Annotated in this window: 25 protein-coding genes and 1 riboswitch; of the genes, 14 read left to right on the forward strand and 11 right to left on the reverse strand. The window is 75.8% G+C overall.

Features of this window, described 5'->3' with window-relative positions:
* The first annotated feature begins 113 nt into the window (after positions 1 to 113).
* Positions 114 to 821: a DsbA family oxidoreductase gene (locus ACZ462_RS20910; RefSeq protein WP_467808824.1), complete on the forward strand. Its 708-nt coding sequence runs from the start codon at positions 114 to 116 to the stop codon at positions 819 to 821.
* A 61-nt stretch (positions 822 to 882) separates the two neighbouring features.
* On the opposite strand, the gene ACZ462_RS20915 is transcribed toward ACZ462_RS20910, so the two are convergent.
* Positions 883 to 1,965: a pyridoxal-phosphate-dependent aminotransferase family protein gene (locus ACZ462_RS20915; protein WP_467808823.1), complete on the reverse strand. Its 1,083-nt coding sequence runs from the start codon at positions 1,963 to 1,965 to the stop codon at positions 883 to 885.
* Positions 1,966 to 2,032: 67 nt separating this feature from the next.
* On the opposite strand from ACZ462_RS20915, the gene ACZ462_RS20920 reads away from it, so the two are divergent.
* On the forward strand, positions 2,033 to 3,121 hold the full coding sequence (locus tag ACZ462_RS20920) for an amidohydrolase family protein (protein ID WP_467808822.1): 1,089 nt from the start codon (positions 2,033 to 2,035) through the stop codon (positions 3,119 to 3,121).
* 316 nt (positions 3,122 to 3,437) lie between these two features.
* Complete coding sequence (locus ACZ462_RS20925; RefSeq protein WP_467808820.1) at positions 3,438 to 4,391, forward strand: SCO1860 family LAETG-anchored protein; 954 nt, start codon at positions 3,438 to 3,440, stop codon at positions 4,389 to 4,391.
* Positions 4,392 to 4,412: 21 nt separating this feature from the next.
* Here ACZ462_RS20925 and ACZ462_RS20930 read toward each other — a convergent pair whose 3' ends face one another.
* Both ACZ462_RS20930 and cobC read right to left on the reverse strand, forming a co-directional pair.
* Entirely contained in the window at positions 4,413 to 5,654 is a 1,242-nt protein-coding gene (locus ACZ462_RS20930; protein ID WP_467808819.1) for a CapA family protein, read from the reverse strand.
* A 224-nt stretch (positions 5,655 to 5,878) separates the two neighbouring features.
* On the reverse strand, positions 5,879 to 7,306 hold the full coding sequence (gene cobC, locus ACZ462_RS20935; RefSeq protein ID WP_467808817.1) for an Rv2231c family pyridoxal phosphate-dependent protein CobC: 1,428 nt from the start codon (positions 7,304 to 7,306) through the stop codon (positions 5,879 to 5,881).
* 94 nt (positions 7,307 to 7,400) lie between these two features.
* On the opposite strand from cobC, the gene ACZ462_RS20940 reads away from it, so the two are divergent.
* The gene (locus tag ACZ462_RS20940) at positions 7,401 to 8,159 is read left to right on the forward strand and encodes a ZIP family metal transporter (protein ID WP_467808816.1); all 759 of its coding nucleotides are present in this window, start codon (positions 7,401 to 7,403) and stop codon (positions 8,157 to 8,159) included.
* A 2-nt stretch (positions 8,160 to 8,161) separates the two neighbouring features.
* Here the strand turns inward: ACZ462_RS20940 and ACZ462_RS20945 are convergent, their stop codons facing one another.
* The 7 genes from ACZ462_RS20945 to ACZ462_RS20975 form a co-directional block, all read right to left on the reverse strand.
* Positions 8,162 to 9,568, reverse strand: coding sequence for a cobyrinate a,c-diamide synthase (locus ACZ462_RS20945; RefSeq protein WP_467808815.1), 1,407 nt, complete (start codon positions 9,566 to 9,568; stop codon positions 8,162 to 8,164).
* The gene (gene cobO, locus ACZ462_RS20950) at positions 9,562 to 10,161 is read right to left on the reverse strand and encodes a cob(I)yrinic acid a,c-diamide adenosyltransferase (RefSeq protein WP_467808814.1); all 600 of its coding nucleotides are present in this window, start codon (positions 10,159 to 10,161) and stop codon (positions 9,562 to 9,564) included. Before cobO ends, ACZ462_RS20945 begins: the two co-directional genes overlap by 7 nt.
* Positions 10,161 to 12,257, reverse strand: coding sequence for a putative cobaltochelatase (locus ACZ462_RS20955; RefSeq protein ID WP_467808813.1), 2,097 nt, complete (start codon positions 12,255 to 12,257; stop codon positions 10,161 to 10,163). Before ACZ462_RS20955 ends, cobO begins: the two co-directional genes overlap by 1 nt.
* A gap of 166 nt (positions 12,258 to 12,423) precedes the next feature.
* Positions 12,424 to 13,947 carry a cobyric acid synthase gene (locus tag ACZ462_RS20960; RefSeq protein WP_467808812.1) on the reverse strand — a complete coding sequence of 508 codons (1,524 nt, stop codon included), beginning with the start codon at positions 13,945 to 13,947 and terminating at the stop codon, positions 12,424 to 12,426.
* On the reverse strand, positions 13,944 to 14,903 hold the full coding sequence (locus tag ACZ462_RS20965; RefSeq protein ID WP_467808810.1) for a cobalamin biosynthesis protein: 960 nt from the start codon (positions 14,901 to 14,903) through the stop codon (positions 13,944 to 13,946). Before ACZ462_RS20965 ends, ACZ462_RS20960 begins: the two co-directional genes overlap by 4 nt.
* A 57-nt stretch (positions 14,904 to 14,960) precedes the next feature.
* Positions 14,961 to 15,055: riboswitch (cobalamin riboswitch) on the reverse strand.
* Between the two features lie 163 nt (positions 15,056 to 15,218).
* Positions 15,219 to 15,440 (reverse strand): hypothetical protein, encoded by a 222-nt coding sequence (locus ACZ462_RS20970; protein ID WP_467808809.1) that lies wholly within the window; start codon positions 15,438 to 15,440, stop codon positions 15,219 to 15,221.
* A 20-nt stretch (positions 15,441 to 15,460) separates the two neighbouring features.
* On the reverse strand, positions 15,461 to 16,720 hold the full coding sequence (locus ACZ462_RS20975) for an inorganic phosphate transporter (protein ID WP_467808808.1): 1,260 nt from the start codon (positions 16,718 to 16,720) through the stop codon (positions 15,461 to 15,463).
* Between the two features lie 365 nt (positions 16,721 to 17,085).
* Here ACZ462_RS20975 and ACZ462_RS20980 point away from each other — a divergent pair, with 365 nt between their 5' ends.
* From ACZ462_RS20980 to amaP, 10 genes are all read left to right on the forward strand, one after another.
* A complete protein-coding gene (locus ACZ462_RS20980) occupies positions 17,086 to 18,216 on the forward strand; it encodes an alpha/beta hydrolase family protein (protein WP_467808806.1) in 1,131 nt (376 codons plus the stop codon).
* Positions 18,217 to 18,388: 172 nt separating this feature from the next.
* The gene (locus ACZ462_RS20985) at positions 18,389 to 19,831 is read left to right on the forward strand and encodes a hypothetical protein (protein ID WP_467808805.1); all 1,443 of its coding nucleotides are present in this window, start codon (positions 18,389 to 18,391) and stop codon (positions 19,829 to 19,831) included.
* Between the two features lie 804 nt (positions 19,832 to 20,635).
* Positions 20,636 to 22,234: an ABC-F family ATP-binding cassette domain-containing protein gene (locus ACZ462_RS20990; protein ID WP_467808804.1), complete on the forward strand. Its 1,599-nt coding sequence runs from the start codon at positions 20,636 to 20,638 to the stop codon at positions 22,232 to 22,234.
* Positions 22,235 to 22,587: 353 nt separating this feature from the next.
* Complete coding sequence (locus ACZ462_RS20995) at positions 22,588 to 22,809, forward strand: helix-turn-helix domain-containing protein (protein ID WP_361087662.1); 222 nt, start codon at positions 22,588 to 22,590, stop codon at positions 22,807 to 22,809.
* A 175-nt stretch (positions 22,810 to 22,984) separates the two neighbouring features.
* Complete coding sequence (locus tag ACZ462_RS21000; protein ID WP_467808802.1) at positions 22,985 to 23,764, forward strand: enoyl-CoA hydratase/isomerase family protein; 780 nt, start codon at positions 22,985 to 22,987, stop codon at positions 23,762 to 23,764.
* Between the two features lie 136 nt (positions 23,765 to 23,900).
* A complete protein-coding gene (locus tag ACZ462_RS21005; protein ID WP_467808801.1) occupies positions 23,901 to 24,326 on the forward strand; it encodes an Asp23/Gls24 family envelope stress response protein in 426 nt (141 codons plus the stop codon).
* A 12-nt stretch (positions 24,327 to 24,338) separates the two neighbouring features.
* Complete coding sequence (locus ACZ462_RS21010; protein WP_467808800.1) at positions 24,339 to 24,530, forward strand: hypothetical protein; 192 nt, start codon at positions 24,339 to 24,341, stop codon at positions 24,528 to 24,530.
* A 14-nt stretch (positions 24,531 to 24,544) separates the two neighbouring features.
* Complete coding sequence (locus tag ACZ462_RS21015; protein ID WP_467808834.1) at positions 24,545 to 24,919, forward strand: Asp23/Gls24 family envelope stress response protein; 375 nt, start codon at positions 24,545 to 24,547, stop codon at positions 24,917 to 24,919.
* Positions 24,916 to 25,554 (forward strand): DUF6286 domain-containing protein, encoded by a 639-nt coding sequence (locus ACZ462_RS21020; protein WP_467808799.1) that lies wholly within the window; start codon positions 24,916 to 24,918, stop codon positions 25,552 to 25,554. Before ACZ462_RS21015 ends, ACZ462_RS21020 begins: the two co-directional genes overlap by 4 nt.
* A 5-nt stretch (positions 25,555 to 25,559) precedes the next feature.
* Entirely contained in the window at positions 25,560 to 26,117 is a 558-nt protein-coding gene (gene amaP, locus ACZ462_RS21025) for an alkaline shock response membrane anchor protein AmaP (RefSeq protein ID WP_467808797.1), read from the forward strand.
* Between the two features lie 57 nt (positions 26,118 to 26,174).
* Here the strand turns inward: amaP and ACZ462_RS21030 are convergent, their stop codons facing one another.
* Entirely contained in the window at positions 26,175 to 26,930 is a 756-nt protein-coding gene (locus ACZ462_RS21030) for an SDR family oxidoreductase (RefSeq protein WP_467808796.1), read from the reverse strand.
* Positions 26,931 to 26,937: the final 7 nt, after the last annotated feature.

Here is a 26,937-nt window from a genome sequence, read left to right on the forward strand (position 1 = left end):
CCGGCCCGTCCGGGGAATGAGATGTTCCGACAGGTTGTTGAAGGCGAAACCGCCGCGGCCCCACCGTCGCGCCGCCTGCCCGCCCTCCCGCGACCGGAAAGAGAAGAAGGAACATGCGCGTCGAGATCTGGAGCGACATCGCCTGCCCCTGGTGCTACATCGGCAAGGCCCGCTTCGCCAAGGGGCTGGCCGCGTTCGCGCACCGCGACGGGGTCGAGGTCGTCTTCCGCTCCTTCGAGCTCGACCCGAACAGCGCCAAGGGCAGCACCGCCCCGGTCGTCGAGATGCTCGCCGAGAAGTACGGCCGCACCCTCGACGAGGCCCGCGGCATGGAGGAGCACGTCGCGGCCGCCGCCCGCGCCGAGGGCCTGGAGTACCGCACCGAGGGCCGCGACCACGGCAACACCTTCGACATCCACCGGCTGCTGCACCTGGCCGCCGCGCGCGGTCTCCAGGAGGAGCTCCTCGACGGGGCGTTCCGCGCCAACTTCGCCGAGGATCGGTCCGTCTTCGACCCCGAGGTGCTCACCGCCGTCGCCGTCGAGGCCGGCCTGGACGAGGCCGAGGTCCGCGCCGTCCTCGCGGACGGCACCGCCTACGCCGCGCAGGTCCGCGCCGACGAGCGGGAGGCCGCCGAACTCGGCGCCAACGCCGTGCCGTTCTTCGTCCTCGACCGCCGCTACGGCATCTCCGGCGGCCAGCCCGCCGAGGTGTTCACCCGCGCCCTGGAGCAGGCCTGGGAGGGCCGGGTGGCCGCGGGGCCGACCCCGGCGGCCGACGCGTGCGACGCGGAGGGCGCCTGCGCCGTCCCGCAGGCCTGAACACCGCGGCCCCGCCTCCGGGTTCCGCCCTCCGCCGCCGATCCGCGGCGGCGGGCGGGGCTCAGTGCGCCGCCGCCTCCCAGGCCGCGTCGGCCGCCTCCAGGGCCTTGGCCGGGTGCGCCGACAGCGCCGTCGCCAGCGCGGCCAGGCAGGCGCGCACCACCGGCCGCGAGGCGGCCGCCCCGTAGTGGTTGACCCGCAGCATCTCCCCGGCCGCCCCACCGGCGCCCGCCGCGAGCGGCGTCCCCGGGTCGGCGGCCAGCGCCCTGGCCGCCACCGCCGCGGCGTCCGCCACCCGCAGCGTCGTCGCCACCGGAGCCGCCTCGGCCGCGCGCTTCACGTACGGGGCGACGCCGAGCGCCTCCGCGCCCGCCCGGACCGCCGCCGCGGCCGCCGCGTGGCGGGCCTGCACCGCGGGCAGGCCCTCGGCCGCGATCCGGTCCAGGCACGCCTCCAGCGCCAGCATCTCCAGCTGCGCCGGCGCGTGCGGCAGCGCCCGGCGCCCGCCGTCGATCCAGCGCTCCTTCCAGTCCAGCAGGGACAGGTACGAGCGGCGCGGCGCGGCCGGGTTCCCCGCGAACCGCTCCCAGGCCCGCGCCGACACCGACACCGCGGACACGCCGGCCGGTCCGCCCATCGCCTTCTGCGCCCCGATCACGCACAGGTCCACGCCCCACGCGTCGGTCAGCAGCGGCTCCGCCGCGACCGACGCCACCGCGTCCAGCATGAACAGCGCCCCGTGGGCCCGTACCGCCTCGCCGATCTCCGCGACCGGGTTGGTGTTGCCGGTCGCGGCCTCCGCGTGCACCAGCGACACGAAGTCGATCCGCGGGTGCGCTTCCAGCACTCCGGCCACCTGCCCGGCGGTGACCGCGGTGTCGAACGGCACCTCCAGGTCCACCACCTCGGCACCGCAGTCGCGCAGCCAGTTGCCGAACGTGTTCCCGTACGGGCCCGTGACCACGTTGAGCGCGGCCGAGCCGGGCCGGGCGCCCGAGCGGATGCAGCCCTCCAGCGGCAGCAGCGCCTCGCCTTGCGTGATCACCACGTCCTGCCGGGTGCCGAGCAGGTCCGCCACGCGCCGCTCGATCGACGCGAAGCGCTCCGCGGTCAGCGGCGGCAGGTCCAGGAAGGGGTGGTCCACGGGGGTGCTCTCTCTTGGTGCGGGGACTACCCGGGAACCCTATCCGGGGCGCACGTACAGTTCGGTCATGACGGATGACGTGCTGCATGTGAAGGGACGCGTGCTCGTCGGGCCCGACGACGTCCGCGACGAGCTGTGGGTGGTCGGCGGCCGGATCTCCTACGAGCGCCCGGCAGGCGCCCGCGACACGACCGCCGTGTCCGGCTGGGTGCTGCCCGGCCTCGTCGACGCGCACTGCCACGTGGGGCTCGACGCCCACGGCCCCGTCGACGCGGGTACCGCCGAACGGCAGGCGCTGACCGACCGCGACGCGGGCACCCTGCTCATCCGCGACGCCGGATCCCCCTCCGACACCCGCTGGATCGACGACCGCGACGACCTCCCGAAGATCATCCGGGCGGGGCGGCACATCGCCCGCACCCGCCGCTACATCCGCAACTACGCCCACGAGATCGAGCCGGCCGACCTCGTCGAGTACGTCGGCCGCGAGGCCCGGCGCGGCGACGGCTGGGTGAAGCTGGTCGGGGACTGGATCGACCGCGACGCCGGCGACCTGACGGCCTGCTGGCCGCGGGGCGAGGTCGAGGCGGCCATCGCCGAGGCGCACCGGCTGGGCGCACGGGTCACCGCGCACTGCTTCGCCGAGGACTCGCTGCGCGACCTGGTCGAGGCCGGCATCGACTGCATCGAGCACGCCACCGGGCTCACCGAGGACACCATCCCGCTGTTCGCGGAGCGCGGGGTGGCGATCGTCCCGACGCTGGTGAACATCGCGACGTTCCCGAAGCTCGCGGCCGGCGGCGACGCCAAGTTCCCCCGCTGGTCGGCGCACATGAGGCGGCTGCACGAGCGGCGGTACGACACGGTCCGCTCCGCCTGGGACGCGGGCATCCCCGTGTACGTGGGCACCGACGCGGGCGGCTCCCTGCCGCACGGGCTCGTCGCGGACGAGGTCGGGGAGCTGGTGCGCGCCGGGATCCCGCCGCTGGACGCCCTGTCGGCGACGACGTGGGCGGCGCGCGCATGGCTGGGAAGGCCCGGCCTCACCGAGGGCGCCCCCGCGGACCTCGTCGTCTACGCGACCGACCCGCGGGCCGACGTACGGGCGCTGGCGCAGCCGCTGCGGGTCGTGGTGAACGGCGCGGTCCGCGCCTGACCGGCCGGACCTCCCCGCGGCACCACCGGGTTGACGCGGCGTGACGCGGACGCCCCGCCGGTCGTTGGAGACCGCTGCGCGGGGGCCCGGCGCGCGGGCTCCGTCCCCGGGGGTGTGGCGGAAAAGAACTCCCGTTCCGCCTGATGCGAAAGCAATCGAATACGTGGATGGAAACCACCCGTTGGGGTGAACTCACCTCAGGTCGCTGTGCGTTCACTCTCCGTGCGTAAAAAATTCCCCGGGTAACAGGCCGCCGACGCGCGATGTCCCCCATTGGCTGCGCGGCGGCCCCCATCTCCCCGGGGGTTCCACCACCTTGAACCGCTACACCTTCCGCATGCCCGCGGCCGCCCTGCTCGCCACGGGCGCGGTCGCCCTCCTCGCCGCCCCGCCCGCCCACGCCACGGGCGGCGCGGGAACCGCGGCCGGCGGCGCCGGCGACGGCCGGGCCCAAGCCGCCGTCCTGCGCGCCGGACTCGACGTGGGCCTGCTCAACAAGGCCGTCCACGTCCCCCTGAAGACCACCCTCAACGAGGTCAGCGCCCCGGCCTCCGCCCAGAAGACCGCCCTCTCCGTCACCCTCGACGGCGTCGAGGGCGGCCGGCCGGTCCACATCCTCAAGGCCGACACCGCCACCTCCAAGGCCACCGCCGCCCGCGGCCGCGCCGAGGCGGAGGCCAACCTCGCGCGGGCCCGCGTCCACCTTCCCGGACTGCCCGCGCTGTCGCTGATCGAGGTGGAGAAGGTCACCTCCAAGGCGGTGTGCGAGTCCGGGCGCCAGCCGTCCGCCACCTCCAACGTGCTGGGCTCCGTCACCGTCCTCGGCAAGAAGGCCACCCTGTCCGCAGGAGGCCCCACCAAGGTCGAGGTGCCGAAGGTCGGCATGGTCAGCCTGGAGCTCTCCGGCACGGAGACGACCTCCACGACCGCCGCCGCGGCCGCGCTCCGGCTGAAGGTGTCCGTCAACCCGCTCGACCTGAACGTGGCCCAGGTCGAGGGCGAGATCGTCCTGGCCGAGGCGCGCTGCCAGACGCCGGCGGGCCCGCCGCCCTCCGCCGCCCCCGAGCCCTCCGGCACCCCCGGCGGCGGCGCCCGGTCCGACGTCAAGCCGCAGACCGGTGCCTCCGGGACCGGCGCCGTCATCGCGAGCAACGCCAACCTGGCCGAGACCGGCGGCAGTTCGGCCACCCCGTACGTCGCGGGCGGGGCGCTCGTCCTGCTCTGCCTCGGCGGCGTCGCGCTCCTCGTCACCCGCCGCCGCTCCTCCTGACGCCGCGGGCGCCGGCCTGCGTCACTGCGTGGCGCGCAGCAGCCCCTGGCCGCCGGCCCCGCGCGACAGCACGGCCTCGCCGACCTGCCGGTCGACGGCGGCGTACTCGGAGCGCTTCGCGGCACCCGCCCCGGCGCCGCCGTCGGCCGTGCAGGACGTGCACACCACCCGGAACGGAGCCCCCCGGTCCGAGAACGAGGTCAGGTACTCGGCCTTCACCACCTCCCAGCGGCCCGGGTGCGCGGCCGCCGGCGCGAAGGTGAAGCGGGGGATGGACGACATGTTGCCGCGCAGCTTCTCCGGTTCGTAGAAGCTGGCGATCTGATCGCCCATCCCGTACACCACCCACGTCCCGTTGACCTTCTCGTAGGGCTGCGGGACGTGGTTGTGCGTTCCGATGACCAGGTCGATGTCGGGGAGGCCGTCCGCACCGCGGGAGGCGGTGAGCGCCTGCGCCAGGTCCTGCTGCTGCCTGTCGGGGGCCGTCTGCCACTCGGAGCCCCAGTGGATGCTGAGGACGACGACGTGGGCGCCCGCGGCGCGGGCCGCGCGGGCGTCCGCGATGATCCGGTCCCGGTCGATCAGGTTCACGGCCCACGGCTTCCCGGCCGGCAGCGGGATCCCGTTCGTACCGTACGTGTAGTCCAGCTGGGCGACCGTCGCGCCGCCCGCGGAGAGCATCGCCGGGGCCTTCGCCTCCTCGGCGGTGCGGGCCGAGCCGACGTGCTTGATGCCGACGCGGTCGAGGTGGTCGAGGGTGCGGACCAGGCCGTCCCACCCGTCGTCCAGCGTGTGGTTCGAGGCCGTCGAGCAGCTGTCGTAGCCGGCGTCCCGCAGCGCGTCGGCCAGCTCGTGCGGGGCCTTGAAGGCCGGGTATCCGGTGTAGGGGCCGCCGGGCCGGCCGTACGGTATCTCGTGGTGGCATATGGCCAGGTCGGCGGCCTCCACCACGGGCTTCACCCCGGCCAGTATCCTCCGGAAGTCGTGCCCCGCCCCGCTGCCGGCCGCGTCGCTCGCGGCCTGCGCGATGATCGACGGGTACGGGATCGTGTCGCCCGTCGCGACGAGCGTGAACGGGCGCGCCCCCGGCGGCGCCGAGGGGCTCGCCGCGCCGGCCTCCGGCCGCCCGCCCGAGAGCCGCTGCTCCGCGGCGCCGCGCTGCTCCCCGCCGCCGCCGAGCAGGGCGGGGCCGGCGAACACCGCCGCGGCCGCCACCGCCGCCAGCCCCACCGCGGCCGCGCCCGCCTTTGCCGAAACGTTCATCCTGCGTCCCCCCTGCATGGCCGTCCTGCGCAGATCATCCCCCGGGCACGCCGCCGACGCCACCCGCAACCCCCGCCGAAGCCGGACATCAGCGCAGGTCAGCAGCTTGCGGTGGCTCCGCTCGGCGTTCCCCACGGGCGGCTCCCGGCCGTGGGTCCGCGGCGGAGGACGCGCCCCGGGGGGGCCGGTTCCCGGCGGCCGCCCGGCCGGCCGGGGCGCCGGGGTCAGCGGGCGGCGGCCGTCAGGGTGAGGGCGTGGTCCAGCGCCTGGAGGAGGCGGCCCGTCGTCGCCCGGTCCCGCACCGCCAGGCGCAGCCAGTCCTCGTCCAGGCCGGGGAAGGTGTCCCCGCGGCGGACCGCGAAGCCCAGCGCCCGCAGCCGCATCCGGACCTGCGCCGCCCCGGCCACCCGGACCAGGACGAACGGCCCCCGGGCCGTCCCCGACACCGTGAGCTCCTCGAACTCGGCGAGCCCGGCGAGGAGGTGCTCCCGGTCCGCCTCGATCTGCCGGGCCGCGGCCTCCGCCTCCGCGAGGGCCGCCGGAGCCACGCACGCCTCCGCCGCGACGAGCGCGGGCGTCGACACCGGCCACAGCGGCTGCGCCGCCGCCAGCAGGGCGACCACCTCCGGCTCCGCCAGCACGTACCCGATCCGCAGCCCCGCCAGCCCCCACGTCTTGGTGAGGCTCCGCAGCACCACCAGGCCCGGCACGTCCGTGCGGCCGGCCAGCGCCTCCGGCTCCCCGGGCACCGCGTCCATGAACGCCTCGTCCACGACGAGGATCCGGCCCGGCCGGGCCAGGGCCGCCAGCGCGGCCGCCGGGTGCAGCACGGACGTCGGGTTCGTCGGGTTCCCGACGACGACCAGGTCCGCCTCCTCCGGCACCGCGGCCGGATCCAGCCGGAAGCCGTCCTCCGCCCGCAGGAGCACCCGCTCCACCCGGTGCCCGGCGTCCCGCAGCGCGGCCTCCGGCTCCGTGAACTGCGGGTGCACCACCACCGGCCGCCGCACGTCCAGGGCTCGTGCGAGCAGGACGAACGCCTCCGCGGCCCCGGCCGTCAACAGCACCCGGTCGACCGGCAGCCCGTGCCGAGCCGCCACCGCCGCGCGGGCCGCGCGCCCGTCGGGGTAGGCGGAGAGACCGCCGAGCGAAGCCGCGATGCGCTGCTTCAGCCACTCCGGCGGCATGTGCGCCCGTACGTTCACCGCGAGGTCCACCAGCGATCCGCCGTCGTCGCGGACCTCGGCGTCGCCGTGGTGGCGCAGGTCGTGGGCCTGCGCCGTCGCCACGGCGCACGTCGCCGCCACCGACCGGCGCTTCGGCACGAGGAGCTCGCCGCCCGTCGCCAGCGCCGCGGCCTCCGCCACCGAGGGCGTTCCGGCCGCCTGGCGGGCCGCGTCCGAGGGGTGCGGCACGGCGATGCCCGCCAGCTCCTCGGCCGGGTAGCTGAGCAGCGGCACGCCGAAACGTTCCGCCGCCCCCGTGATCCCGGCCTCGCGGGCCTTCGACTCCACCGTCGCCAGCGCCTTCACCGATCCGGCCGCCAGGCCGGCCCCGCGCAGGGTCTCCTCGACCAGGGCGCAGACCTCCGCGACGGACACCCCCGCCCGGCCGCCGACCCCGACCACCAGCTGCGTCGCGTTCTCACCCATCGGGCTCCTGCCCCTTCCCGGTCGTCAATCGTGCGTGGACCGCCGCCCGCGCGCTCGCGTGCACGCGCGGCCGGCAGTCGGTATCCAAGGGCGCATGGCCGTGATCGTGGCGCTGGGCGCGTTCCTGATGACCCTGGCGGGCGGGTGGACGGCGCAGCGCGTCACCGACCGCCGCCACCTCGTACTGGGCCTCGCCGGCGGGCTGATGCTCGGCGTCGTGGGCCTGGACCTGCTGCCGGAGTCCCTGGAGGCGGCGGGCCGGCCGGTGTTCGGCGTACCGCTCGCGCTGCTGCTCTTCGTGGCCGGGTTCCTCGTCGCGCACGTCGTGGAACGGCTCCTGGCGGTACGCCAGGCCGCACACGGCGCGTCCGGCGGCCGCAACGGGGAGAACGGCGGGGAGGGCGTCGTCGGCCGGGCGCCCCAGGTCGGGATGACGGCCGCCGCCGCGATGGTCGGCCACAGCCTCGCCGACGGGGTGGCGCTCGGCGCCGCCTTCCAGGTCGGCGGCGGCATGGGCGCCGCGGTCGCCCTGGCCGTGGTCACCCACGACTTCGCCGACGGCTTCAACACCTACACCCTCACGCGGCTCTACGGGAACGCCCGCAAGCGCGCGCTGATGATGCTCTTCGCGGACGCCGCCGCCCCCGTCGTGGGCGCGGCGTCCACTGCGCTGTTCACCCTTCCGGAGGAACCGCTCGGGGCCTACCTGAGCTTCTTCGCCGGCGGGCTGCTCTACCTCGCGGCCGCCGAGATCCTGCCGGAGGCGCACCACCGGCACCCCGCCCTGTCCACGCTGATGTGCACGGTGGGCGGGGTGGCCGGGATCTGGCTCGTGGTGGGCCTCGCGGAGTGACGTCACCGGTGGGCTGCCGCCGCGGCCGTGAAACGCAGGGCCACCGACGGCGCCGCCGCCCAGTGGGTGTGCAGGTAGCTGGCGTGCACGCCCCGGTGGACGAACCCCTCGACGCGCCGCTCCGGGTGCGTGAACCCCCACGCCGGGGCGGGGCCTGCGCCCGGCTCGACCACCGTGCGGTGGAACTCGTGGCCGCGCAGCCGCGTCCCCGCCGCGGCGAGCGGGCTGTCCGACACCGCGACGGCCTCCCGGTAGCCGAGCGTCAGCCGCTGCGACATCACCGCGTCCGCGTCGAGGACCCCGCACATCGGCCGGCCGTCGAGCGACCGCGCCAGGTACAGCAGGCCCGCGCACTCGGCGGCGACCGGCCCGCCGGCCGCGGCGAAGTCGGCGACGGCCTTGCGCAGCGGCTCGTTCGCGGCCAGCTCCGGGGCGTACACCTCGGGGAAGCCGCCCCCGACGACCAGCCCGGACGTGCCCTCGGGCAGGGCCTCGTCGGCCAGCGGGTCGAAGGGCACGACCTCGGCTCCGGCGGCGGCGAGCAGCTCCGCGTGCTCGGCGTAGGAGAACGTGAACGCGGCCCCGCCGGCGACGGCGACGACGGGCCGCCGCCCCGGGCCGGGCCCCGCAGCAGCCGGTGCCGCCGCGGCCGCGGCGGCCACGGCCTGCTCCGGCGACCACGCCGCGCAGTCCAGCGGCGGCGCCGACCGGGCCAGCGCCAGCAGCCCCTCCAGGTCGCAGCCGGCCCGCACCTGCTCCGCCAGCGCCGCGACCGACGCCACCGCGTCCGCCCGCCGCTCCGCCACCGGTACGAGCCCCAGGTGCCGCGACGGCGCCGCGACCTGCGGTGCACGCCGCAGGACGCCCAGCACCGGGGTGCCCGCCTCCTCCAGCGCCTCCCGCAGCATCGCCTCGTGCCGGTCGGAGCCCACCTTGTTCAGGATCACCCCGCCCAGGCGCACCAGCGGGTCGAACGACGCGAAGCCGTGCACCAGCGCCGCCACCGACCGGGACTGAGACGACGCGTCGACCACCAGCACCACCGGCGCCCGCAGCAGCTTCGCCACCTGCGCCGTCGACGCCAGCTCACCGCGCCCCGCCGCCCCGTCGTACAGGCCCATCACGCCTTCCACGACCGCCAGGTCGCAGCCCGCCGCCCCGTGCGCGAACAGCGGAGCCACCAGCTCCGGCCCGCACAGGTACGCGTCGAGGTTGCGCCCCGGCCGGCCCGTGGCGAGGGCGTGGTACCCGGGGTCGATGTAGTCGGGGCCGGCCTTGTGCGGGGACACGGCCAGGCCGCGCCCCGCGAAGGCCGCCATCAGCCCCGTCGCGACGGTGGTCTTGCCGCTCCCCGACGAGGGGGCGGCGATCACCAGGCGGGGGACGGCGACGGTGTGCGAGGTCACCACTCGATGCCCTTCTGGCCCTTCTGGCCGGTGTCCATCGGGTGCTTCACCTTCGTCATCTCCGTGACCAGGTCGGCGAACTCCACCAGCTTCTCCGGCGCGTTGCGGCCCGTGATGACCACGTGCTGGGTGCCCGGCCGGTCGCGCAGCACCTCGATGACCTCGTCGACGTCGATCCACCCCCAGTGCAGCGGGTACGCGAACTCGTCCAGCACGTACAGCCGGTGCGTCTCGGCGGCCAGGTCGCGCTTGACCTGCTCCCAGCCCTCCTTCGCGGCCTGCTCGTTGTCCAGCTGCGCGTCGCGCTGCACCCACGACCAGCCCTCGCCCATCTTGTGCCAGACGACGGGGCCGCCCTCGCCGGAGGCGCCGAGCACCTTCAGCGCGTTCTCCTCGCCGACCTTCCACTTCGCCGACTTGACGAACTGGAACACCCCGATCGGCCAGCCCTGGTTCCAGGCGCGCAGCGCCAGCCCGAACGCCGCCGTCGACTTCCCCTTGCCCGGCCCGGTGTGCACGAAGACGAGCGGGCGGTTGCGGCGCTGCCGTGTGGTGAGTCCGTCGTCGGGGATGACGGTCGGCTGTCCCTTGGGCATTACGCGGCCCTCCTGTTGGTGTGCGGTGACGCGGTCGCCACCGATGTGCGTACGTCCTTCACGAGCCCGGCCAGCGCGTCGGCCCGCAGCCCGTCCAGCGTGACGGCCGGCCCGCCCAGGTCGGCGGCCAGCGCCCCGGCCAGCCCCAGCCGGACCGGCCCCGCCTCGCAGTCCACGACGATCGACGCCACCCCGTCCGCGGCCAGCAGGCGGGCGCTGCGCGCGGCGGCCTCGCGGGCGTCGCCGCCGAGGGCGCCGGCCGAGGTGGCCCGCCCGTCGGTGACGACCACCAGCAGCGGGCGGCGGCTGGGATCCCGCAGCCGCTCCACGCGCAGCACCTCCCGCGCCTTCAGCAGGCCCGCGGCGAGCGGGGTGCGGCCGCCGGTCGGCAGCCGCTCCAGCCGCGCCGCGGCCGCGTCCACCGAGGAGGTCGGCGGCAGCGCCAGTTCCGCGGCAGAGCCGCGGAACGTCACCAGGCCGACCTTGTCCCGCCGCTGGTAGGCGTCCAGCAGCAGCGACAGCACGGCGCCCTTCACCGCGCCCATACGCTGCCGGGCGGCCATCGAGCCCGACGCGTCGACGACGAACAGCACCAGGTTCCCCTCGCGGCCCTCCCGCACCGCCTGGCGCAGGTCGTCCTTGCGGACCACGAGCCCGCGGCCGCTGCGGCCGCGGGCCGTCTGGTGCGGAGCGGCGGCATGCAGGGTCGCGGCCAGGTGCAGCTTCGTCAGCTGGCCGCGCGGGCGCTGGGCGCCGGTGGTACGGCCGTGCGCGGTGCGGGCGCGCGAACGGCGGCCGGACGCGCCCTCGCCGAGGCCCGGCACGCTGAACATCCGCGTCCGGAACGGCTCTGCGGCCCGTACGGGGGCCTGCTCGGCGGCCGGTGCCGAAGCGGGGGAGGGGGCCTCGGGGGTCTGGGGGCCCTCGGCCGGATCCGCCGACTGCTCGGGAGCGGCCTCCGGGCCGCCGCCCTGCGGGGGCACGCCGCCGCCGTCCGGGCCGCCGCCGTCCGGGCCGCCGCCGTCGGGGCCGGGATCCGGCTCCGGGTCGGGCTCCGGCTCCGGGTCGGGCTCCGGTTCGTCGTCGGGGAAGCCGTCCAGGATTCGGTCCAGCAGGGCCTCGTCCAGGCCGGGCGCGTCGAACGGGTTGCGCCGCCTGCGGTGCGGCAGGGCCAGCAGGGCGGCCTGCCGGACGTCCTCCTTCAGCACCGCCGTACGCCCGGCCCAGGCGGCCAGCGCGGCCGCCGTGCGGGCCATGACGATGTCGGCGCGCATGCCGTCCACCTCGAAGCCGGCGCAGACCGCCGCGATCATCAGCAGGGAGTCGTCGCCCAGCCGGACCTTCGGCAGCAGGGCCCGTGCGGCCACCACACCGGCCCGGACCTCGGCCTCGTCACCGGCCCAGCGGGCCGCGAAGGCGGCGGGGTCGTCCTCGTAGGCGAGCCTGCGCCGGACCACCTCGACGCGCTGCTCCGGCTGCCGGGAGGCGGCCACCTCCACGGTCAGCCCGAACCGGTCGAGCAGCTGCGGGCGCAGCTCGCCCTCTTCCGGGTTCATCGTGCCGACGAGCAGGAACCGCGCGGCGTGCCGGACGGAGACGCCTTCGCGCTCGATGTGGCAACTGCCCATGGCCGCGGCGTCCAACAGCGAGTCCACCAGATGGTCATGGAGCAGGTTGACCTCGTCGACGTAGAGGATGCCGCGGTGCGCGGCCGCGAGCAGGCCGGGCTCGAAGGCCTTCACCCCGTCGGCGAGAGCCCGTTCGATGTCGAGGGCGCCGACCAGGCGGTCCTCGGAGGCGCCGACCGGCAGCTCCACCATCCGGGCGGGCCGTGCCGTACCGGGCCCCGGCTCGTGGGGGCCGTCGGGGCAGGCCGGGTCCGGGGCGGCGGGCGCGCAGCTGAAGCGGCAGCCGGGCACGACGTCGACCTCCGGCAGCACGGCGGCCAGCGCACGCACCGCCGTCGACTTGGCCGTGCCCTTCTCGCCGCGTACCAGCACCCCGCCGACAGCCGGGCTGACGGCGTTGAGCAGCAGCGCCAGCCGGAGGTCGTCCTGGCCGACCACGGCCGAGAAGGGGAAGAGGGCGCTGCTCATGAACCGATCACTCCTTCGAGTGGCTTGTCGTCGATGCGCACGCTCAGGCGTCCGGGGGGAACCGGACCGGCTGCATGCTCCCCGCCTCCGCAGGGCCGGCCCGCTGCTGCACGACCACCTCGCCGAGGTGCTTCCGTGCTCCCCGCACGTGCGGGGACGGCGGCGGTCACGGCGCCCCCGGCGGGAGGAAGGGGAGGCCCGCGGGGGCGCCGCCCTCGATGAGCCGGAGCAGGGCTCCGGTGTCGGCGTGTTCCTCGATCAGGTCGCCGAGCAGGTCGAGCTGCTCCTCGCGGAGCCCCGCGAAGGAGGTGTCCGGGGCCGGCACGAACCGCCGGCCGGCCGCGGCCGCGACCTCCCGCAGGAAGGCCCGGCGGAACCCGTCGGACTCCAGCGAGCCGTGCCAGTGGGTGCCCCAGACCGCGCCGACCCGGCAGCCGTCCAGGAACGGCTCCCCGCCCAGCACCTCGGCCACGCCGTGGTGGATCTCGTACCCCTCGACGGACTCGCCGAGCGCCGTCCCGGTCGGCCGGGCCAGGGTCTTCTCCCGCGCGAAGCGGACCCGGACCGGCAGCAGGCCGAGCCCGGCCACGGATCCGGCCCTGGACTCGACGTCGTCCTCGATGTGCTCGCCGAGCGCCTGGAAGCCGCCGCAGATGCCGAGCACCGGCCGCCCCTCCGCGGCGCGCCCGGCCAGCGCATCGGCGAGCCCGCGCTCGCGGAGCCACTCCAGGGCCTTCACCGTGCCGCGGGTGCCGGGTACGACGACCAGGTCCGCGTCGGCGACTTCCTCGGCCCGGTCCACGAACCGCACGACCACGCCCGGTTCCGCCGCCAGCGCGTCGACGTCCGTGAAGTTGGACATCAGCGGCACCGCGCAGACCGCGACCCGCAGCACGTCCGCGCCGACCGGCGGGGCGACGACCGACTCGCGCACGGCTCCGCGCAGGGAGACCCGCAGGCCGTCCTCCTCGTCGATGCCGAGCCCGTGCCGGTAGGGCAGGACCCCGTACGTGGCGCGGCCGGTGAGGGACCGCAGCATCTCCATGCCCGGCTCCAGCAGCGAGACGTCGCCGCGGAACTTGTTCACCAGGTAGCCCGCCACCAGCGACTGGTCGGCCTCCGACAGCAGCGCCGTCGTCCCGAAGAAGGACGCGAAGACCCCGCCGCGGTCGATGTCCCCGACCACGACGACCGGGAACCGGGCGGCCCGTGCGATGCCCATGTTCACGATGTCGGTCCGGCGCAGGTTGATCTCGGCCGGACTGCCCGCCCCCTCGCAGATCACGGCGTCATACGTGCCCCGCAGCTGCTCCAGGCAGTCCGTGACGACGCCGAGGAGCTGCTCCTGCCGTCCGCCGTGGTAGCCGCGGGCGCTCATCTCGCCGACCGGCTTGCCGAGCAGGACGACCTGGCTGCTGCGGTCGCTGCCCGGCTTGAGCAGGACCGGGTTCATCAGCGCGGTCGGCTCGACGCCCGCCGCCTGCGCCTGCATGGCCTGCGCCCGCCCGATCTCGGCGCCCTCGCGGGTGACGAACGAGTTCAGCGACATGTTCTGCGCCTTGAACGGCGCCACCTTCACGCCCTGCCGGGCCAGCCAGCGGCAGATGCCCGCCGTGACCACGCTCTTGCCGGCGTCCGAGGTCGTCCCCGCGACGAGGAGACCCCCCGCCCGCCCGCTGCCGCCGCTCATCCGCGCCCCTTCCCCGGGCGGCGCGACACCGCGAACCGCAGTGCGACGCACGCCCCCAGTGCCAGCCAGGTCACGCGCTGCGAGAGCCGCACCGCGCGTTCGATGTCGGCGGTCTCGACGGGCCGCCCGTACGCCCCGTTCAGCACGGCCCGGTGCTCGACCCGCCCGCCGTACGCGAGGGTGCCGCCGAGCCGCACCCCGAGGGCGCCCGCGAAGGACGCCTCCACCGGCCCGGCGTTGGGGCTGGGGTGGGCGGCGGCGTCGGCGCGCCAGGCGCGCAGCGCCCCGCGCCGGTCGGGCCCGGCGGCCAGGGCGGCCAGGGCCGTCAGCCGGGCTCCGGGCCAGCCGGCGAGGTCGTCGAGGCGGGCGGAGGCCCAGCCGTAGTTGAGGTGGCGGGGCGACTTGTGGCCGACCATCGCGTCGAGTGTGTTGACGGCGCGGAAGGCGGCCAGTCCGGGGACGCCCGCGACGGCCCCCCACACCAGGGCGCCGACGACGGCGTCGGAGGTGTTCTCGGCGACGGATTCGACGACGGCGCGGGCGATCTGCTGCCCGTCGAGGGCGTGCGGGTCGCGCCCGCACAGGTGCGGCAGCCGCTCCCGGGCGACCTCCACGTCGCCGGCGGCGAGGGCGCCGCCGATGGCGCGGGCCTCCCGGCCCAGGGAGGTGCCGCCCACGACGGCCCAGGTGGCGGCTGCTGTCAGGGCGATACGGGCGGCTGCGGGGCGGGAGCGTACGGCGCGGGCGGCGAGCACGCCGAGCGCGGCCGCGCCCCCGGCGCACACCGCGGCGTGCGCCACGCCGCGGGACCGCCGGTCGCGCCACAGGGCGCGTTCCACGGCGGCGGCGGCTCGTCCGAAGGCGGCGACGGGGTGCCCGCGGCGCGGATCACCGAGGATCCGGTCGGCGATCAGGCCCGCCGTCGCGCCGTACGCGAAGACGCGATCGGCACGCATGTGCAGGTATGTCCTCACTCAGGGTCCGCGCCCTGGTTCGACGTGTCCGGCGGCGAGAGTTCCTGGCTCCCGGGGCGCCGGCCCGGTGCGGGCGCCGGCCGTGCTCCCCGGTGACAGTGGCGGGACCGCGCCGGATTCGCACCGGACTTCCTCTGCTGCCGCCGTGATGGCTCCGGCAGTCCACCACGCACCGCGATCGCCCGTCAACTTGCCGTTGACCAGGCCGAACGGGGACGTACATACGGGAACTCCCCCCGGGCCGGGCCCGGGGGGAGTGGTTGCGCGGGTGCCTGCGGGCGGCGGGCCCGCGGCGGATCAGGCGACGATCAGGTAGATCCCGTACGCCACGGCGGCGGTGCAGAGCGCGAAGCAGGCGTACGCGCCGGTGCGGGCCAGGGTGGCGCTGCCGCCGGCGTCGGTGGCCGCCTCGTGCTTGGACAGGCCCACCATGCCGAGGGTGAACAGGGCCACGAGGGCGACGGTGGCGGAGAGGCTGACTCCGAAGACGGAGCCCAGAGCTGCCCAGTCGATCTTCATAGTGGCTGAACCTTCTCTGATCAGACCGCGGCGGCGGGCGCCGCGGGGGTCTCGCCGGCCGCGTGGGCGACGGGGGCGGGGATGGTGGCCTTCAGGTCGGTGCCCGCGTCGGCCGCGACGCCGGCCGGCGGGACGGCGACGGCCGCGATGGCGGTGGTGACCACGCCCGGCTCCTCGGCGTCGGTCTCGTTGACGTTGTTGTGGTCGACGACCTGGCGGCGGGAGACCAGCCAGATGGCCAGGCAGGAGCCGACGAGGAAGACGGTCACGGCCGCGATGCCGATGTCACCGCTGCGCATGACGAGCTCGGCGAGCGCCGAGACCAGCGCGGCGGCCGGCAGGGTCAGGCCCCACGCGACGAACATCCGGGTGGCGGTGGACCAGCGGACCACGCCGCCCTTGCGGCCGAGGCCGGCACCCATCACCGCACCGGAGCAGGAGTGGGTGGTGGAGAGCGAGAAGCCGAGGTTCGAGGACGCGAGGATCACGGCGGCGGCCGAGGTCTGCGCGGCGAAGCCCTGCTGCGGCTGGAGGTCGGTCAGGCCCTTGCCCATGGTGCGGATGATGCGCCAGCCGCCCAGGTAGGTGCCGAGCGCGATGGCCAGGCCGGCGGAGACGATGACCCAGACCGGCGGGTCGGCGTCGGGCGCGAGGGCGCCGCCGGCGATGAGCGCCAGGGTGATGATGCCCATCGTCTTCTGCGCGTCGTTGGTGCCGTGCGCCAGGGAGACCAGGCCCGCGGAGGCGATCTGCCCGGCCCGGTAGCCCTTGGCGGAGGTCTTCTCGCCGACGTTGGCGCCGAGCTTGTACGTGACCTTGGCGGCGAGCATCGCGGCGACGCCGGCGACGATCGGCGCGGCGATCGCGGGGAGGAGGACCTTCGTGACGAGCGTGCCGCCGTTGACGGCGCCGAGGCCGGCCGAGGCGACCGCGGCACCGATCAGACCGCCCATCAGGGCGTGGGAGGAGCTGGAGGGGAGTCCGACCAGCCAGGTCAGAAGGTTCCAGAGGATCGCGCCGACGAGCGCGGCGAAGATCACTTCCGGCTGGATGCCCTCTTCGTTGACGAGGCCCTTGGAGATCGTCTTGGCGACCTCCACGGACAGGAACGCGCCGACGAGGTTGAGCACGGCGGACATGGCCACCGCCGTCTTGGGCTTGAGGGCGCCGGTCGAGATGGTGGTCGCCATCGCATTGGCTGTGTCGTGGAAACCGTTCGTGAAGTCGAACACGAGAGCGGTGATGATCACGATCCCGAGGAGAAGCGTTATGTGCTCCATTTACCCAGGCTTCTGTTTGGCGTCAGTGGCACGGCGACCGTAGGCAACCTGGGTGAACGGAAGATGAACTGACACGGGCGGTGCGATGTACGAGGCCGCTTCCGGAGCGGCCTGTTCCTCCCCTATTAGGCGGACGTATCCCGATTAATGCACGTCAAAGCGGGGTTAACGAGTCCCTCCGGGCGTCCCGCGCAGCCCCTCCGCCGGTTCCCAAACCCCTCCGCAAGTGATCCACCTCACAGGCCGGAACCCCGTGCGGACGGCGGCGCGAGCGCCCGCCCGCCCGCCCGCGATCACATTCCGCTTCCGTCCCCTCACGGAGCCCTCCGGTGGCCGGCCCGCGCACCCGGTCCGACACTGGAGCGGTGCGTACCGCCACGGTGACGGCAGCGGCCGTCGCGACCACCCTCCTCGGTGCCGGCGCGGCCGCGGTAGCGGCGGGCCGGCTCGCCGCGGACGCCGCCCTGCGGCCCGCCCCCGGCCGCCCCCTCCCGGGCGGCCCGCGGCTCAGCGTCCACTCCACCGCCCCCGGCTCGGTGGCCCTCACCCGCTCGCTGGCCTCGCTGCGCCCCGGCACCTACGGGCTCGCCGCCCCCGGCGTCCACGCCGTCGTCGGCGAGGTCCTCGACGAGGCCGAACGCGACCCCGACACCGTCGTGCGCCGGCTCCTCGCCGTCACCCACGGCAGCCTCGACCCCGGCACCCGCGTCGTCCTCACGCCCCAGGTCCACCTGGGCGACCCCGGCAGCGCGCTCGGCCTCGAACACGCCGACGTCGACATCCCCGGCGAGCTCGGCGGCATGCCCGCCTGGTTCGTGCCCGGGCCCCGTGCCACCTGGGTGATCGCCGTCCACGGACTCGGCGCCGGACGCGAGCACCCCATGGTCGTCATGCCCTCCCTGCACCGGCTGGGCCTGCCCGTCCTCGCCCTCGCCTACCGCGGCGACCTCGGCGCCCCGGCCTCCCCCGACGGCCTCGGCCACCTCGGCGAATCCGAATGGCGCGACGTGGACGCCGCCATCCGCTACGCCCTGCGCTACGGCGCCCGCCGCGTCATCCTGCACGGCTGGTCGACCGGCGCCGCCATGGCCCTCCACACCGCAGAGCGCTCCGCGCTCGCCGACCGCATCAGCGGGCTCGTCCTCGACTCGCCCGTCCTCGACTGGCACGCCACCCTCCGCGCGCTGGCCGCCGCCCGCCACACCCCGGCCGCCCTGCTGCCGCTCGCCGTGCGCGCCGCCGAAGGGCGGGCCGGACTCCGCGCCGGGCGCCGGGCCCCCGGGGAGGACCCCGGCGCCCTCCGCGTCCCCGTCCTCCTCTTCCACGGCCCCGACGACACGATCGCCCCGTGGGAGCCGTCGCGCCGGCTCGCCGCCGCCCGCCCCGACCTCGTCACCCTCCGCACCGTTCCCGACGCCCCGCACGGCGCCATGTGGAACGCCGACCCCGAGCGGTACGAGGAGGCCCTGCGGCGCTTCCTCACCCCGCTCATGTGACGGGCGCCCGGCGCCCCGCGTGAACCGCTCACCGCCGTGATGTGAAAGGTCACCGGATCCCGGGCCATACGGGCACCACGACGAGGCATATGCCTGCTTTGATCTGGTATCGACCGCCGATAACAGCTGGTTCCGTTTGGGCTTTCGGCCGGTGACGGGCGAGACTTCCTCCGTGACGTCCCGAAAGCCTGATGAGCAGTTGGTTCGCGACTCCAGACTCCGACTCGTCTCCCCGCGCTCCGTCGCCACCGCCCGCAAGGCGGTGACCGACCGGCGCACCCGGCCGGCCCCCCGCCCCCCGGCGGGCACCCCCGGCACGGCCGAACTCGCCCACCGGGCGCGGGCGTCCCTCGCCGACGCCGTACGGCTCGCCCGCTGGGCCGAGGCCAACCTCGGCGCGGGCGACGGCAACCGGCCCGCACCGGCAGGCGCACTGCCCGCCGCGGACGTCGAACGGGCCGCCGCCGAACTGCGGCTGACACACGGGCAGATCCGGGCCGGCTGGGACCGCGCACGCCTCGCCGGACTCGTCGAGGTCCACGGCGGCCACGCCCGGCCCGGCTGGCGGCTGCGCGCCTGGGACCGCGACGACACCGCCGTGCTGCGCGGCTGGGTCGCCCTCTTCGACGCCTGGTCGCTGGTGCACCCAGCCCCCGCCGACATCGCGCCCGCGGTCGTCGCCGAGGTGGTCGAGGCGATGCCCCAGCTGCTCTCCCTGCTCCAGCTGTCCGCCGGCCCCGTCACCGTCCCCGACCTGCTGGACCTGCTCGGGCAGCGCGTCACCGAACTGCGGGACGAGCGGTGCGAGGTCCCCTACGGCCCCCAGCCCGCCCCCGACAGCACCGCCGCCCCCGGCGCCGCGGACGCCGCACCCGGCCCCGCGGCCGGACCCGGGCCGCTCGCCCGGCTGCTGCGCTGGGCCCTCGGCGGCCTCGCCGCCGTCGACGCCGTCGCCCTCGGCCCCGCCCAGGCCTCGCTGACCCCGCTCGGCAGCTGGGCCGTCTGGGTCAAGCTCGAGCAGATCTGCGTGGCCGCGCAGAGCCCCGCCGGCAACATCGAGCAGTCCGCCGCCGCCATGCTGCACGGCTGCGCCGGCCTGACCCCCGGCCCCGCCCGGGCCGAATACCGGGCCTGGCTCGCCGCCCGGCCCGTCGGCCACGCCGTCGCCGAACTCCTCGACGCCGCCCGAGGCGACGACGCCCTCCTGCGCGGCCTCGCCTTCGAGGCGCTCCGCGTCGTCGGCGCCCCCGCCGAACCCGAGGTCCGGGCCGCGGCCCGGGAGCCCGCCCTGCGCCCGTACGCACTCCTCTGGCTCGCCGAGCACGACGGCGTCGACCCCGACGAGGCCCAGGACGTGCTCACCGCCGAGGAATCCACCTGGCTCTGGGTCGACACCGCCGCCGCCATCGCCGACCACGGCGAGGCGGAGCTGCTGGCCCGCCACCTGGACTCGGCCGTGCGGACCACCGTGCCGAGGCTGCTGGAGGAGGTGCGTGCCGTCGGCCACCCCCGCACCGTGCAGGTCCTTGTCGCCCTGGCCGCCGCCCACCCCGACCCGGCCCTCGCCAAGGCGGTCCGCCGCGCCGCGTTCCAGGTCCACACGGGCGGCGAATAACCCGCCGCCTCCCAGGCCCCCAGCGGTGCCCGCCGCTTCCGGCCACCCGCCCGCGGACGGCTCCGGGGGCGCTGCCCCCGTGCCTGGGGCCAGGGGTGGCCGCCGTTCGTCTCCGGCTCCCCGGCCGTGGGTGGTTTCGGGGGGCGCAGCCCCCGTGCCCCTGCGCCTCAAGCGCCGGCGGGGCCGGACGGGGTCGCTGTTCGGGTTCGGTGTCCGGTGGTGGGTGGTTTCGGGGGCGCTGCCCCATGCCCCGCGCCTCAAGCGCCGGCGGGGCTGGATTGCCCGGCGGCGTCTGGATCTGCCCGGCGTCGGGCGAGGGAGCGGCCGGATGAGGCCGGCGTCGGCCTGATGCGGCCGACGGGGCGTTGCCAAGCCTGCGCGGCGTTTGAGCGCACGGGCGCGGAGCGCCCGTTCAGGCCGGCCCGCGGCTGCGGAAACGCCCGTCCGGGGGCCGGGGCGGAGCCCGCGGTTTCGGGAAAAGGGGCGGGGAGGGGAACCGGCTCCGCGCAGCGGCCCCGAAGCCCCCGTCACCCACCCCCGCCCCCGACGGCGTCTCGCCGCCGCGGGCGCGCGGCCCGCGCCGTGCTGCCCGCGCCGTGCTGCCCGCGCCGCGCCGGGACGCCTCGGGCCGCGCCGGGCTGGGCCGCGCCGCGCCTGGGCGTGCGCCCGCCGGGCCGGCGGCCCGAAAAGTGGTTGCGCACCCCCGGTAGACTGACTCCCATGGCAAATCTCCTCGCGGATTAGCGGCGTCGAAGCCCGTTCCCCCGCCCCCTTCCGCCGTTCCCACCGCTCTGGAGCATTTCCGTGATCACCGCCACCGGCATCGAGCTGCGCGCCGGCGCCCGCATCCTCATCGAGTCCGCCTCCTTCCGCGTCGCCAAGGGCGACCGCATCGGCCTGGTCGGCCGCAACGGAGCGGGCAAGACCACCCTGACGAAGTGCCTCGCGGGGGAGGGGCAGCCCGCCGCCGGCTCCATCACCCGTTCGGGTGAGGTCGGCTACCTGCCGCAGGACCCGCGCACCGGCGACCTCGACGTCCTCGCCCGCGACCGGATCCTCTCCGCCCGCGGCCTCGACGTCCTGCTGCGCAAGATGCGCGCGAACGAGGACCGGATCGCCACCGGCTCGGGCGCCACCCGCGAGAAGGCCCTGCGCCAGTACGAGCGCCAGGAGACCGAGTTCCTCACGAAGGGCGGGTACGCCGCCGAGTCGGAGGCCGCGACCATCTCGGCCGCCCTCGGCCTGCCCGACCGCGTCCTCGGCCAGCCCCTGCACACCCTCTCCGGCGGCCAGCGCCGCCGCGTCGAGCTCGCCCGGATCCTCTTCTCGGACGCCGACACCCTGCTCCTCGACGAGCCGACCAACCACCTCGACGCCGACTCGATCATCTGGCTGCGGGACTACCTCAAGACGTACCGCGGCGGCTTCATCGTGATCTCCCACGACGTCGACCTGGTCGAGACGGTCGTCAACAAGGTCTTCTACCTCGACGCCAACCGCTCGGTCATCGACGTCTACAACATGGGCTGGAAGCTCTACCAGCAGCAGCGCGAGGCCGACGAGAAGCGCCGCAGGCGCGAGCGCCAGAACGCGGAGAAGAAGGCCGCGGCCCTCAACGCCCAGGCCGACAAGATGCGCGCCAAGGCGACCAAGACGGTCGCCGCGCAGAACATGGCCAAGCGGGCCGACCGGCTGCTGTCCGGCCTGGAGGCCGTGCGCGCCCAGGACAAGGTCGCCAAGCTGCGCTTCCCGGACCCGGCGCCCTGCGGCAAGACCCCGCTGACCGCCGAGGGCCTGTCGAAGTCGTACGGCTCGCTGGAGATCTTCACCGACGTCGACCTGGCCATCGACAAGGGCTCCCGCGTGGTCATCCTCGGCCTCAACGGCGCCGGCAAGACCACGCTGCTGCGGCTGCTCGCGGGCGCCGAGAAGCCCGACACGGGCGCCGTCACCCCCGGCCACGGCCTGAAGCTCGGCTACTACGCGCAGGAGCACGAGACCCTCGACCCGGACCGCACGGTGCTGGAGAACATGCGCTCCGCGGCGCCCGACCTGGACCTGGTCGACGTCCGCAAGACGCTCGGCTCGTTCCTGTTCTCCGGCGACGACGTGGACAAGCCGGCCGGGGTGCTGTCCGGCGGCGAGAAGACCCGCCTCGCGCTCGCGACCCTGGTCGTGTCCTCGGCGAACGTGCTCCTCCTCGACGAGCCCACGAACAACCTCGACCCGGCCAGCCGCGAGGAGATCCTCGGCGCACTGCGCACCTACAAGGGCGCCGTCATCCTCGTCACGCACGACGAGGGCGCGGTCGACGCGCTGGAGCCGGAGCGGATCATCCTGCTCCCGGACGGCGTGGAGGACCTGTGGGGGCCGGACTACCGGGACCTCGTCGCCCTCGCCTGACCCCCCGCCGCGGGCTGATCCAGTTCCTTGTCGATCATTCGGCCCAGGTGTTTCTCCATCATCTGAGTGAGACGGTCTCGTACCGCCGCGCTCTGGAAGACGGCCCCGGCCGCGCCGCCCGCGGCGCCGCGCCGGGGCTTCGTTCTTCCGGTGCGGCACCGCTGACCTGGAGATTCCTTGCGCTGCCGGGCGGATGTGACGGACGTCATGCGGCGGAAGCAAGGATTCCGCTCTGCTCGGGCGTCCACGGCCCGGGAAATGCCGTCGTACCGACCTTGCTGAATGGGTGGCCAGGAAGCCGGGGAGGGGTGATCATGAGAAGACCAGAGCGCACTTCCCATGAGGAGGCACGGGTGGCCGAGACTCTGAAGAAGGGCAGCCGGGTGACCGGCGCCGCGCGCGACAAGCTCGCGGCAGACCTGAAGAAGAAGTACGACTCCGGTGCGAGCATCCGGGCGCTGGCCGAGGAAACGGGCCGGTCCTACGGGTTCGTCCACCGGATGCTCAGCGAGTCCGGAGTCGTGCTGCGCGGCCGCGGTGGTGCGACGCGCGGCAAGAAGGCGACTTCGATCTGAAGAGCGACCCCGGCCGCAGGTCCGGGGTCCGGACCGGCGGCGCCCAGGCCGCAGCACTGGCTGCCTGCACCGCGGTTCCTTCGGTGACCCCCGGCCGGTCGAACGGCCGACCGGGTGGTTACTGTGCAGTCACTTAGGCCGACACCGCGGCCGACTGCACACCGGAGGCACACAGATGGCTCTGCTCGACAAGGACGGCGTACGGCTCACCGTGGACGACGCCGTCGCCACGGTGACACTGACCAATCCGGCCAAGCGGAACGCCCAGTCCCCTGCGCTCTGGCGGGCGTTGACGGAGGCCGGACGGTCTCTGCCCGGCACCGTCCGGGTCGTGGTACTGCGCGGTGAGGGCAAGTCCTTCTCCGCGGGGCTCGACCGGCAGGCGTTCACCCCCGAGGGCTTCGAGGGCGAACCGTCCTTCCTCGACCTCGCACGCGGGTCGGACGAGCTGCTCGACTCCACCATCGCCGCATACCAGGAGGCGTTCACCTGGTGGCGGCGCAACGACATCGTCTCCATCGCCGCCGTCCAGGGCCACGCCATCGGCGCCGGCTTCCAGCTCGTGCTGGCCTGCGACCTCCGCGTCGTCGCCGACGACGTGCAGTTCGCGATGCGCGAGACCAGCCTGGGGCTCGTGCCCGACCTGGCCGGGACCCGGCCCCTGACCTCGCTCGTCGGCTACGCCCGTGCGCTGGAGATCTGCGCGACGGGCCGCTTCGTGCACGCCGAGGAGGCCGAGCGGATCGGGCTCGCCAACCTCGTCGTGCCCGCGGACGAACTCGACGCCGCCGTCAAGGACCTCGCCACGGCCCTCGTCGCACCGCCCCGCGACGCCGTCATCGAGACCAAGGCCCTGCTGCGCGACGCGCAGTCCCGCGGCTACGACGACCAGCGCGCCGCCGAGCGCGCCGCCCAGGCCCGCCGCCTGCGCGACCTGGCCGGCCTCTCCGACTGATCCGATCCGCCCGCGGACGGCCCCGCACCCCGGCCGGGGCCGCCCGCCGACCCGGCCGGCGCAGTTCCCGGAGCGCCCTCACGCCACCGCGCTTACCGTGGTGCAAAGGGGATCAATCCGTCCGAAAGGATCTGCGATGAGTGAATCCGCAGCCGGGGGCGCCGCGCGCGCACCCGCGGAACGCGGCCGTACGAGCATCGCCGACGGCGTGGTCGAGAAGATCGCCGGAATGGCGGCCCGCGAGGTCGACGGCGTCCACGCCATGGGCAGCGGCATGGCCCGCACCCTGGGCGCCGTCCGCGACCGCGTCCCCGGCGGGACCAAGCAGTCCGTCACCCGGGGCGTCAAAGCCGAGGTCGGCGAGGTTCAGACCGCCCTCGACCTGGAGATCGTCGTCGACTACGGCGTGGCCATCCGCGACGTCGCCGGCGCCGTCCGGGAGAACGTCATCGCGTCCGTCGAGCGGATGACGGGCCTGGAGGTCGTCGAGGTCAACATCGCGGTCAGCGACGTCAAACTGCCCGACGACCCCGATGACGAGCCGGAACCCCGGATCCAGTAGGAGGGAGGCCGCATGAGGATGGCTGTCGTCGGCCTCTTCGCCGGCATGGCCCTCGCCTTCGCCGGATACTTCGGCGGTTTCGGGGCGTTCGTGCTGGTCGCCGCCCTGGGCGCGGTGGGCTTCGTCGCCGGGCGGTTCCTGGACGGGGACCTCGATCCCGGTGAGTTCTTCCGGCCCCGCGACCGCGGCAGGGGGCCCCGGTGAGCACCCCGCGGCCGATGCCGCCGCCGGTTCCGCCCGCCGAGCGCGGGGCGACCCACATCGCCGACCGGGTCATCGCGAAGATCGCCGCCCAGGCCGCGCGCGAGGCGCTGGCCGGCGACCCCGACGGCCGGACGCGGGGAGCGGGCCGGGAGCGGCCCGCCGCCCCGCACGCCACGGTCACCGTCCACCACGACGTCGCGCGGGTCCGCATCAGCGTGGAGCTCGGCTACCCCTCCGACCTCGGCGCCCAGTGCGCTGCCGTCCGCAGCCGGGTCGTCCGCCGCATCGAGGAGTGCGCCGCCATGTCCGTCCCCGAGGTCGACATCGACATCGAGCACCTGCACCCGCCGGGCACGCCGGGTGCCGCCCTGCGGGGGAAGCCGCGGTGACGGCACCCGCTCCGCCGGTCCGGGCGCGGCCGGTCCGGCGGTTCCGGTCGTCGCGGCGGCTCCCCGCCGCGCTCCTCGCGCTCGTCCTGCTCGCCGCGGCCGGCCTCCTCCTGTACGACCTGGCCGCCGTACGGGCCGGGCGGCCCGCCCTGCAGTGGCGCCACAGCGTCGCGGACGCCCTCGACCGGTACGTGCCCGCCGACCCCGAGGTGCTCGTCGCCGCCGGCGTCCTGGCCGCGATCGGGGCCGTCCTCCTGGTGCTGGCTTTGGCCCCCGGGCTGCGCCGCGTGCTGATGATGCTGCCCCCGGCGCCGGATCCGGCACCGGAACCGGAACCGGAGGCGGCGAAGGACGCGGACCGGGGACCTGCGGGGGAGGTCCGGGCCGGGATCGGCCGCCGGGACGCCGCCCGGGTGCTCCGCGACCGCGTCATGGAGGTGCCGGGGGTGCGGTCCGTCCGGGTCCGGGTCCGCCGGCGGCGCGTCTCCGTGGCCGCCGCCTCGCACTTCCGCGAACTGGACGAGGTACGGGCCGACCTGGAGCGGGCCCTCGGCGCCGGCATCGGGGAACTGGGCCTCGCTCAGCCGCCGCACCCGCGGGTCCGGGTCGCGCGGGCCGCGGCCGGGAAGAGGTGAGGCCGGTGCTCGGAACGGTCAACCGGATCCTGCTCGGCCTCGCCGGGCTGCTGCTCCTCGCCGCCTCGGCGGTGGTCTTCGCGGCCGCGCCGCCGCTCGGCGGGCGGTACCGGCCGCTGCTGGCCGCGCCGACCCGCAACCGCCTCTGGCCTGCCGAGGGCTGGACGCAGTGGGCGGTCTTCGCGGGCCTCGCCGTGTGCGTCCTGCTCGCACTGTGGTGGCTGCTGTCCCAGCTGCGGAGGTCGCGGCTGCCGTCGGTGGCGGTCGACACCGGCGACGGCGCCTTCGCGTTGCTGCGCGGCCGGGCCCTGGAGGAGGCGGTGACCGCCGAGGCCGGCGCGCTGGAGGGGGTCGCCCGGTGCAGGGTCTCCCTGCGGCGCCGGCGCGGCGGCCCCGTCCTGCGGTTCCTGCTCGACCTGGAGCCGCACGCCGTTCCCGCGGACGTGCTGGCGGCGCTGGCCGGGCCCGTCCTCGGCCGGGCGCGGGCCTCCTCCGGGCTGCCCGGCCTGTCGGCGGACGCCCGCTTCCGCGTGCCGGCGCACCGCGCCCGCCGGGTCGCCTGACACACGGCGCGCACACCGTACGGGAGACCCGGTGGGCGCGCCCCGGGCGCCGGCCCGTCAGAAGCCGTGCCGGAAGCCGCCGTCGATCGGCAGCATGACGCCCGTCAGGTAGGAGGCGGCGGGCGAGAGCATGAACGCCGCGGTCCGGCCGAACTCCTGCGGGGTGCCGTAGCGCCCCAGCGGGATGCGGGCCTCGTTCGCGGCGCGGGCCGCGGCGGCGTCCCCGGACAGCTCGTCGAGCTCCCGCACCCGGTCGGTGTCGATCCGGGCGGGCAGCAGGCCGAGGACCCGGACGCCCTTCGGCCCGAGTTCGACGGACAGCGACTTCGCGAAGCCCGCCAGGCCGGGCCGCAGCCCGTTCGAGATGGTCAGTCCGGGGATCGGCTCGTGCACCGAGCCCGACAGGACGAACGCGATGACGCCGCCCTCGCCGAGTTCGGCCGCGGCGGTCCGGGCGAGCCGCACCGCGCCGAGGAACACCGTGTCGAAGGCGGCGCTCCACTGCTCGTCCGTGTTGTCCGCGGCCGTGCCGGGCGCCGGGCCGCCGACGCTGATCAGGATGCCGTCGAGCCGGCCGAAGTGCTCCTTCGCCGCGGCGACGAGCCGGGCGGCGCTCTGGGGATCGGCGTTGTCGGCGCCGACGCCGACGGCGTTCCCGCCGAGTCCGGCCGCGGCCGCGGCGGCGCGCTCCGGGTCCCGGCCCGTCAGCACGACCTTCGCGCCGTCGGCCGACAGCTCGCGGGCCGCCGCGAGGCCGAGCCCGCGGGTGGCGCCTGTGACGATGTAGACGCGGTCCTTCAGTCCAAGATCCATGCGGCAG

Source organism: Streptomyces sp. NPDC031121, from assembly GCF_055570615.1.

Excerpts from the sequence above, each read along its gene's own strand:
- ACZ462_RS21010 (WP_467808800.1), top strand. The coding sequence starts at position 24,339 with ATGAGGATGGCTGTCGTCGGCCTCTTCGCCGGCATGGCCCTCGCCTTC.
- cobO (WP_467808814.1), bottom strand. The coding sequence starts at position 10,161 with ATGCCCAAGGGACAGCCGACCGTCATCCCCGACGACGGACTCACCACA.
- ACZ462_RS20965 (WP_467808810.1), bottom strand. The coding sequence starts at position 14,903 with ATGCGTGCCGATCGCGTCTTCGCGTACGGCGCGACGGCGGGCCTGATC.
- ACZ462_RS20955 (WP_467808813.1), bottom strand. The coding sequence starts at position 12,257 with ATGAGCAGCGCCCTCTTCCCCTTCTCGGCCGTGGTCGGCCAGGACGAC.
- ACZ462_RS21015 (WP_467808834.1), top strand. The coding sequence starts at position 24,545 with ATGCCGCCGCCGGTTCCGCCCGCCGAGCGCGGGGCGACCCACATCGCC.
- ACZ462_RS20940 (WP_467808816.1), top strand. The coding sequence starts at position 7,401 with ATGGCCGTGATCGTGGCGCTGGGCGCGTTCCTGATGACCCTGGCGGGC.
- ACZ462_RS20960 (WP_467808812.1), bottom strand. The coding sequence starts at position 13,947 with ATGAGCGGCGGCAGCGGGCGGGCGGGGGGTCTCCTCGTCGCGGGGACG.
- ACZ462_RS21030 (WP_467808796.1), bottom strand. The coding sequence starts at position 26,930 with ATGGATCTTGGACTGAAGGACCGCGTCTACATCGTCACAGGCGCCACC.
- ACZ462_RS21000 (WP_467808802.1), top strand. The coding sequence starts at position 22,985 with ATGGCTCTGCTCGACAAGGACGGCGTACGGCTCACCGTGGACGACGCC.
- ACZ462_RS20970 (WP_467808809.1), bottom strand. The coding sequence starts at position 15,440 with ATGAAGATCGACTGGGCAGCTCTGGGCTCCGTCTTCGGAGTCAGCCTC.
- ACZ462_RS20975 (WP_467808808.1), bottom strand. The coding sequence starts at position 16,720 with ATGGAGCACATAACGCTTCTCCTCGGGATCGTGATCATCACCGCTCTC.
- ACZ462_RS20910 (WP_467808824.1), top strand. The coding sequence starts at position 114 with ATGCGCGTCGAGATCTGGAGCGACATCGCCTGCCCCTGGTGCTACATC.
- ACZ462_RS20930 (WP_467808819.1), bottom strand. The coding sequence starts at position 5,654 with ATGAACGTTTCGGCAAAGGCGGGCGCGGCCGCGGTGGGGCTGGCGGCG.
- cobC (WP_467808817.1), bottom strand. The coding sequence starts at position 7,306 with ATGGGTGAGAACGCGACGCAGCTGGTGGTCGGGGTCGGCGGCCGGGCG.
- ACZ462_RS20920 (WP_467808822.1), top strand. The coding sequence starts at position 2,033 with ATGACGGATGACGTGCTGCATGTGAAGGGACGCGTGCTCGTCGGGCCC.
- ACZ462_RS21005 (WP_467808801.1), top strand. The coding sequence starts at position 23,901 with ATGAGTGAATCCGCAGCCGGGGGCGCCGCGCGCGCACCCGCGGAACGC.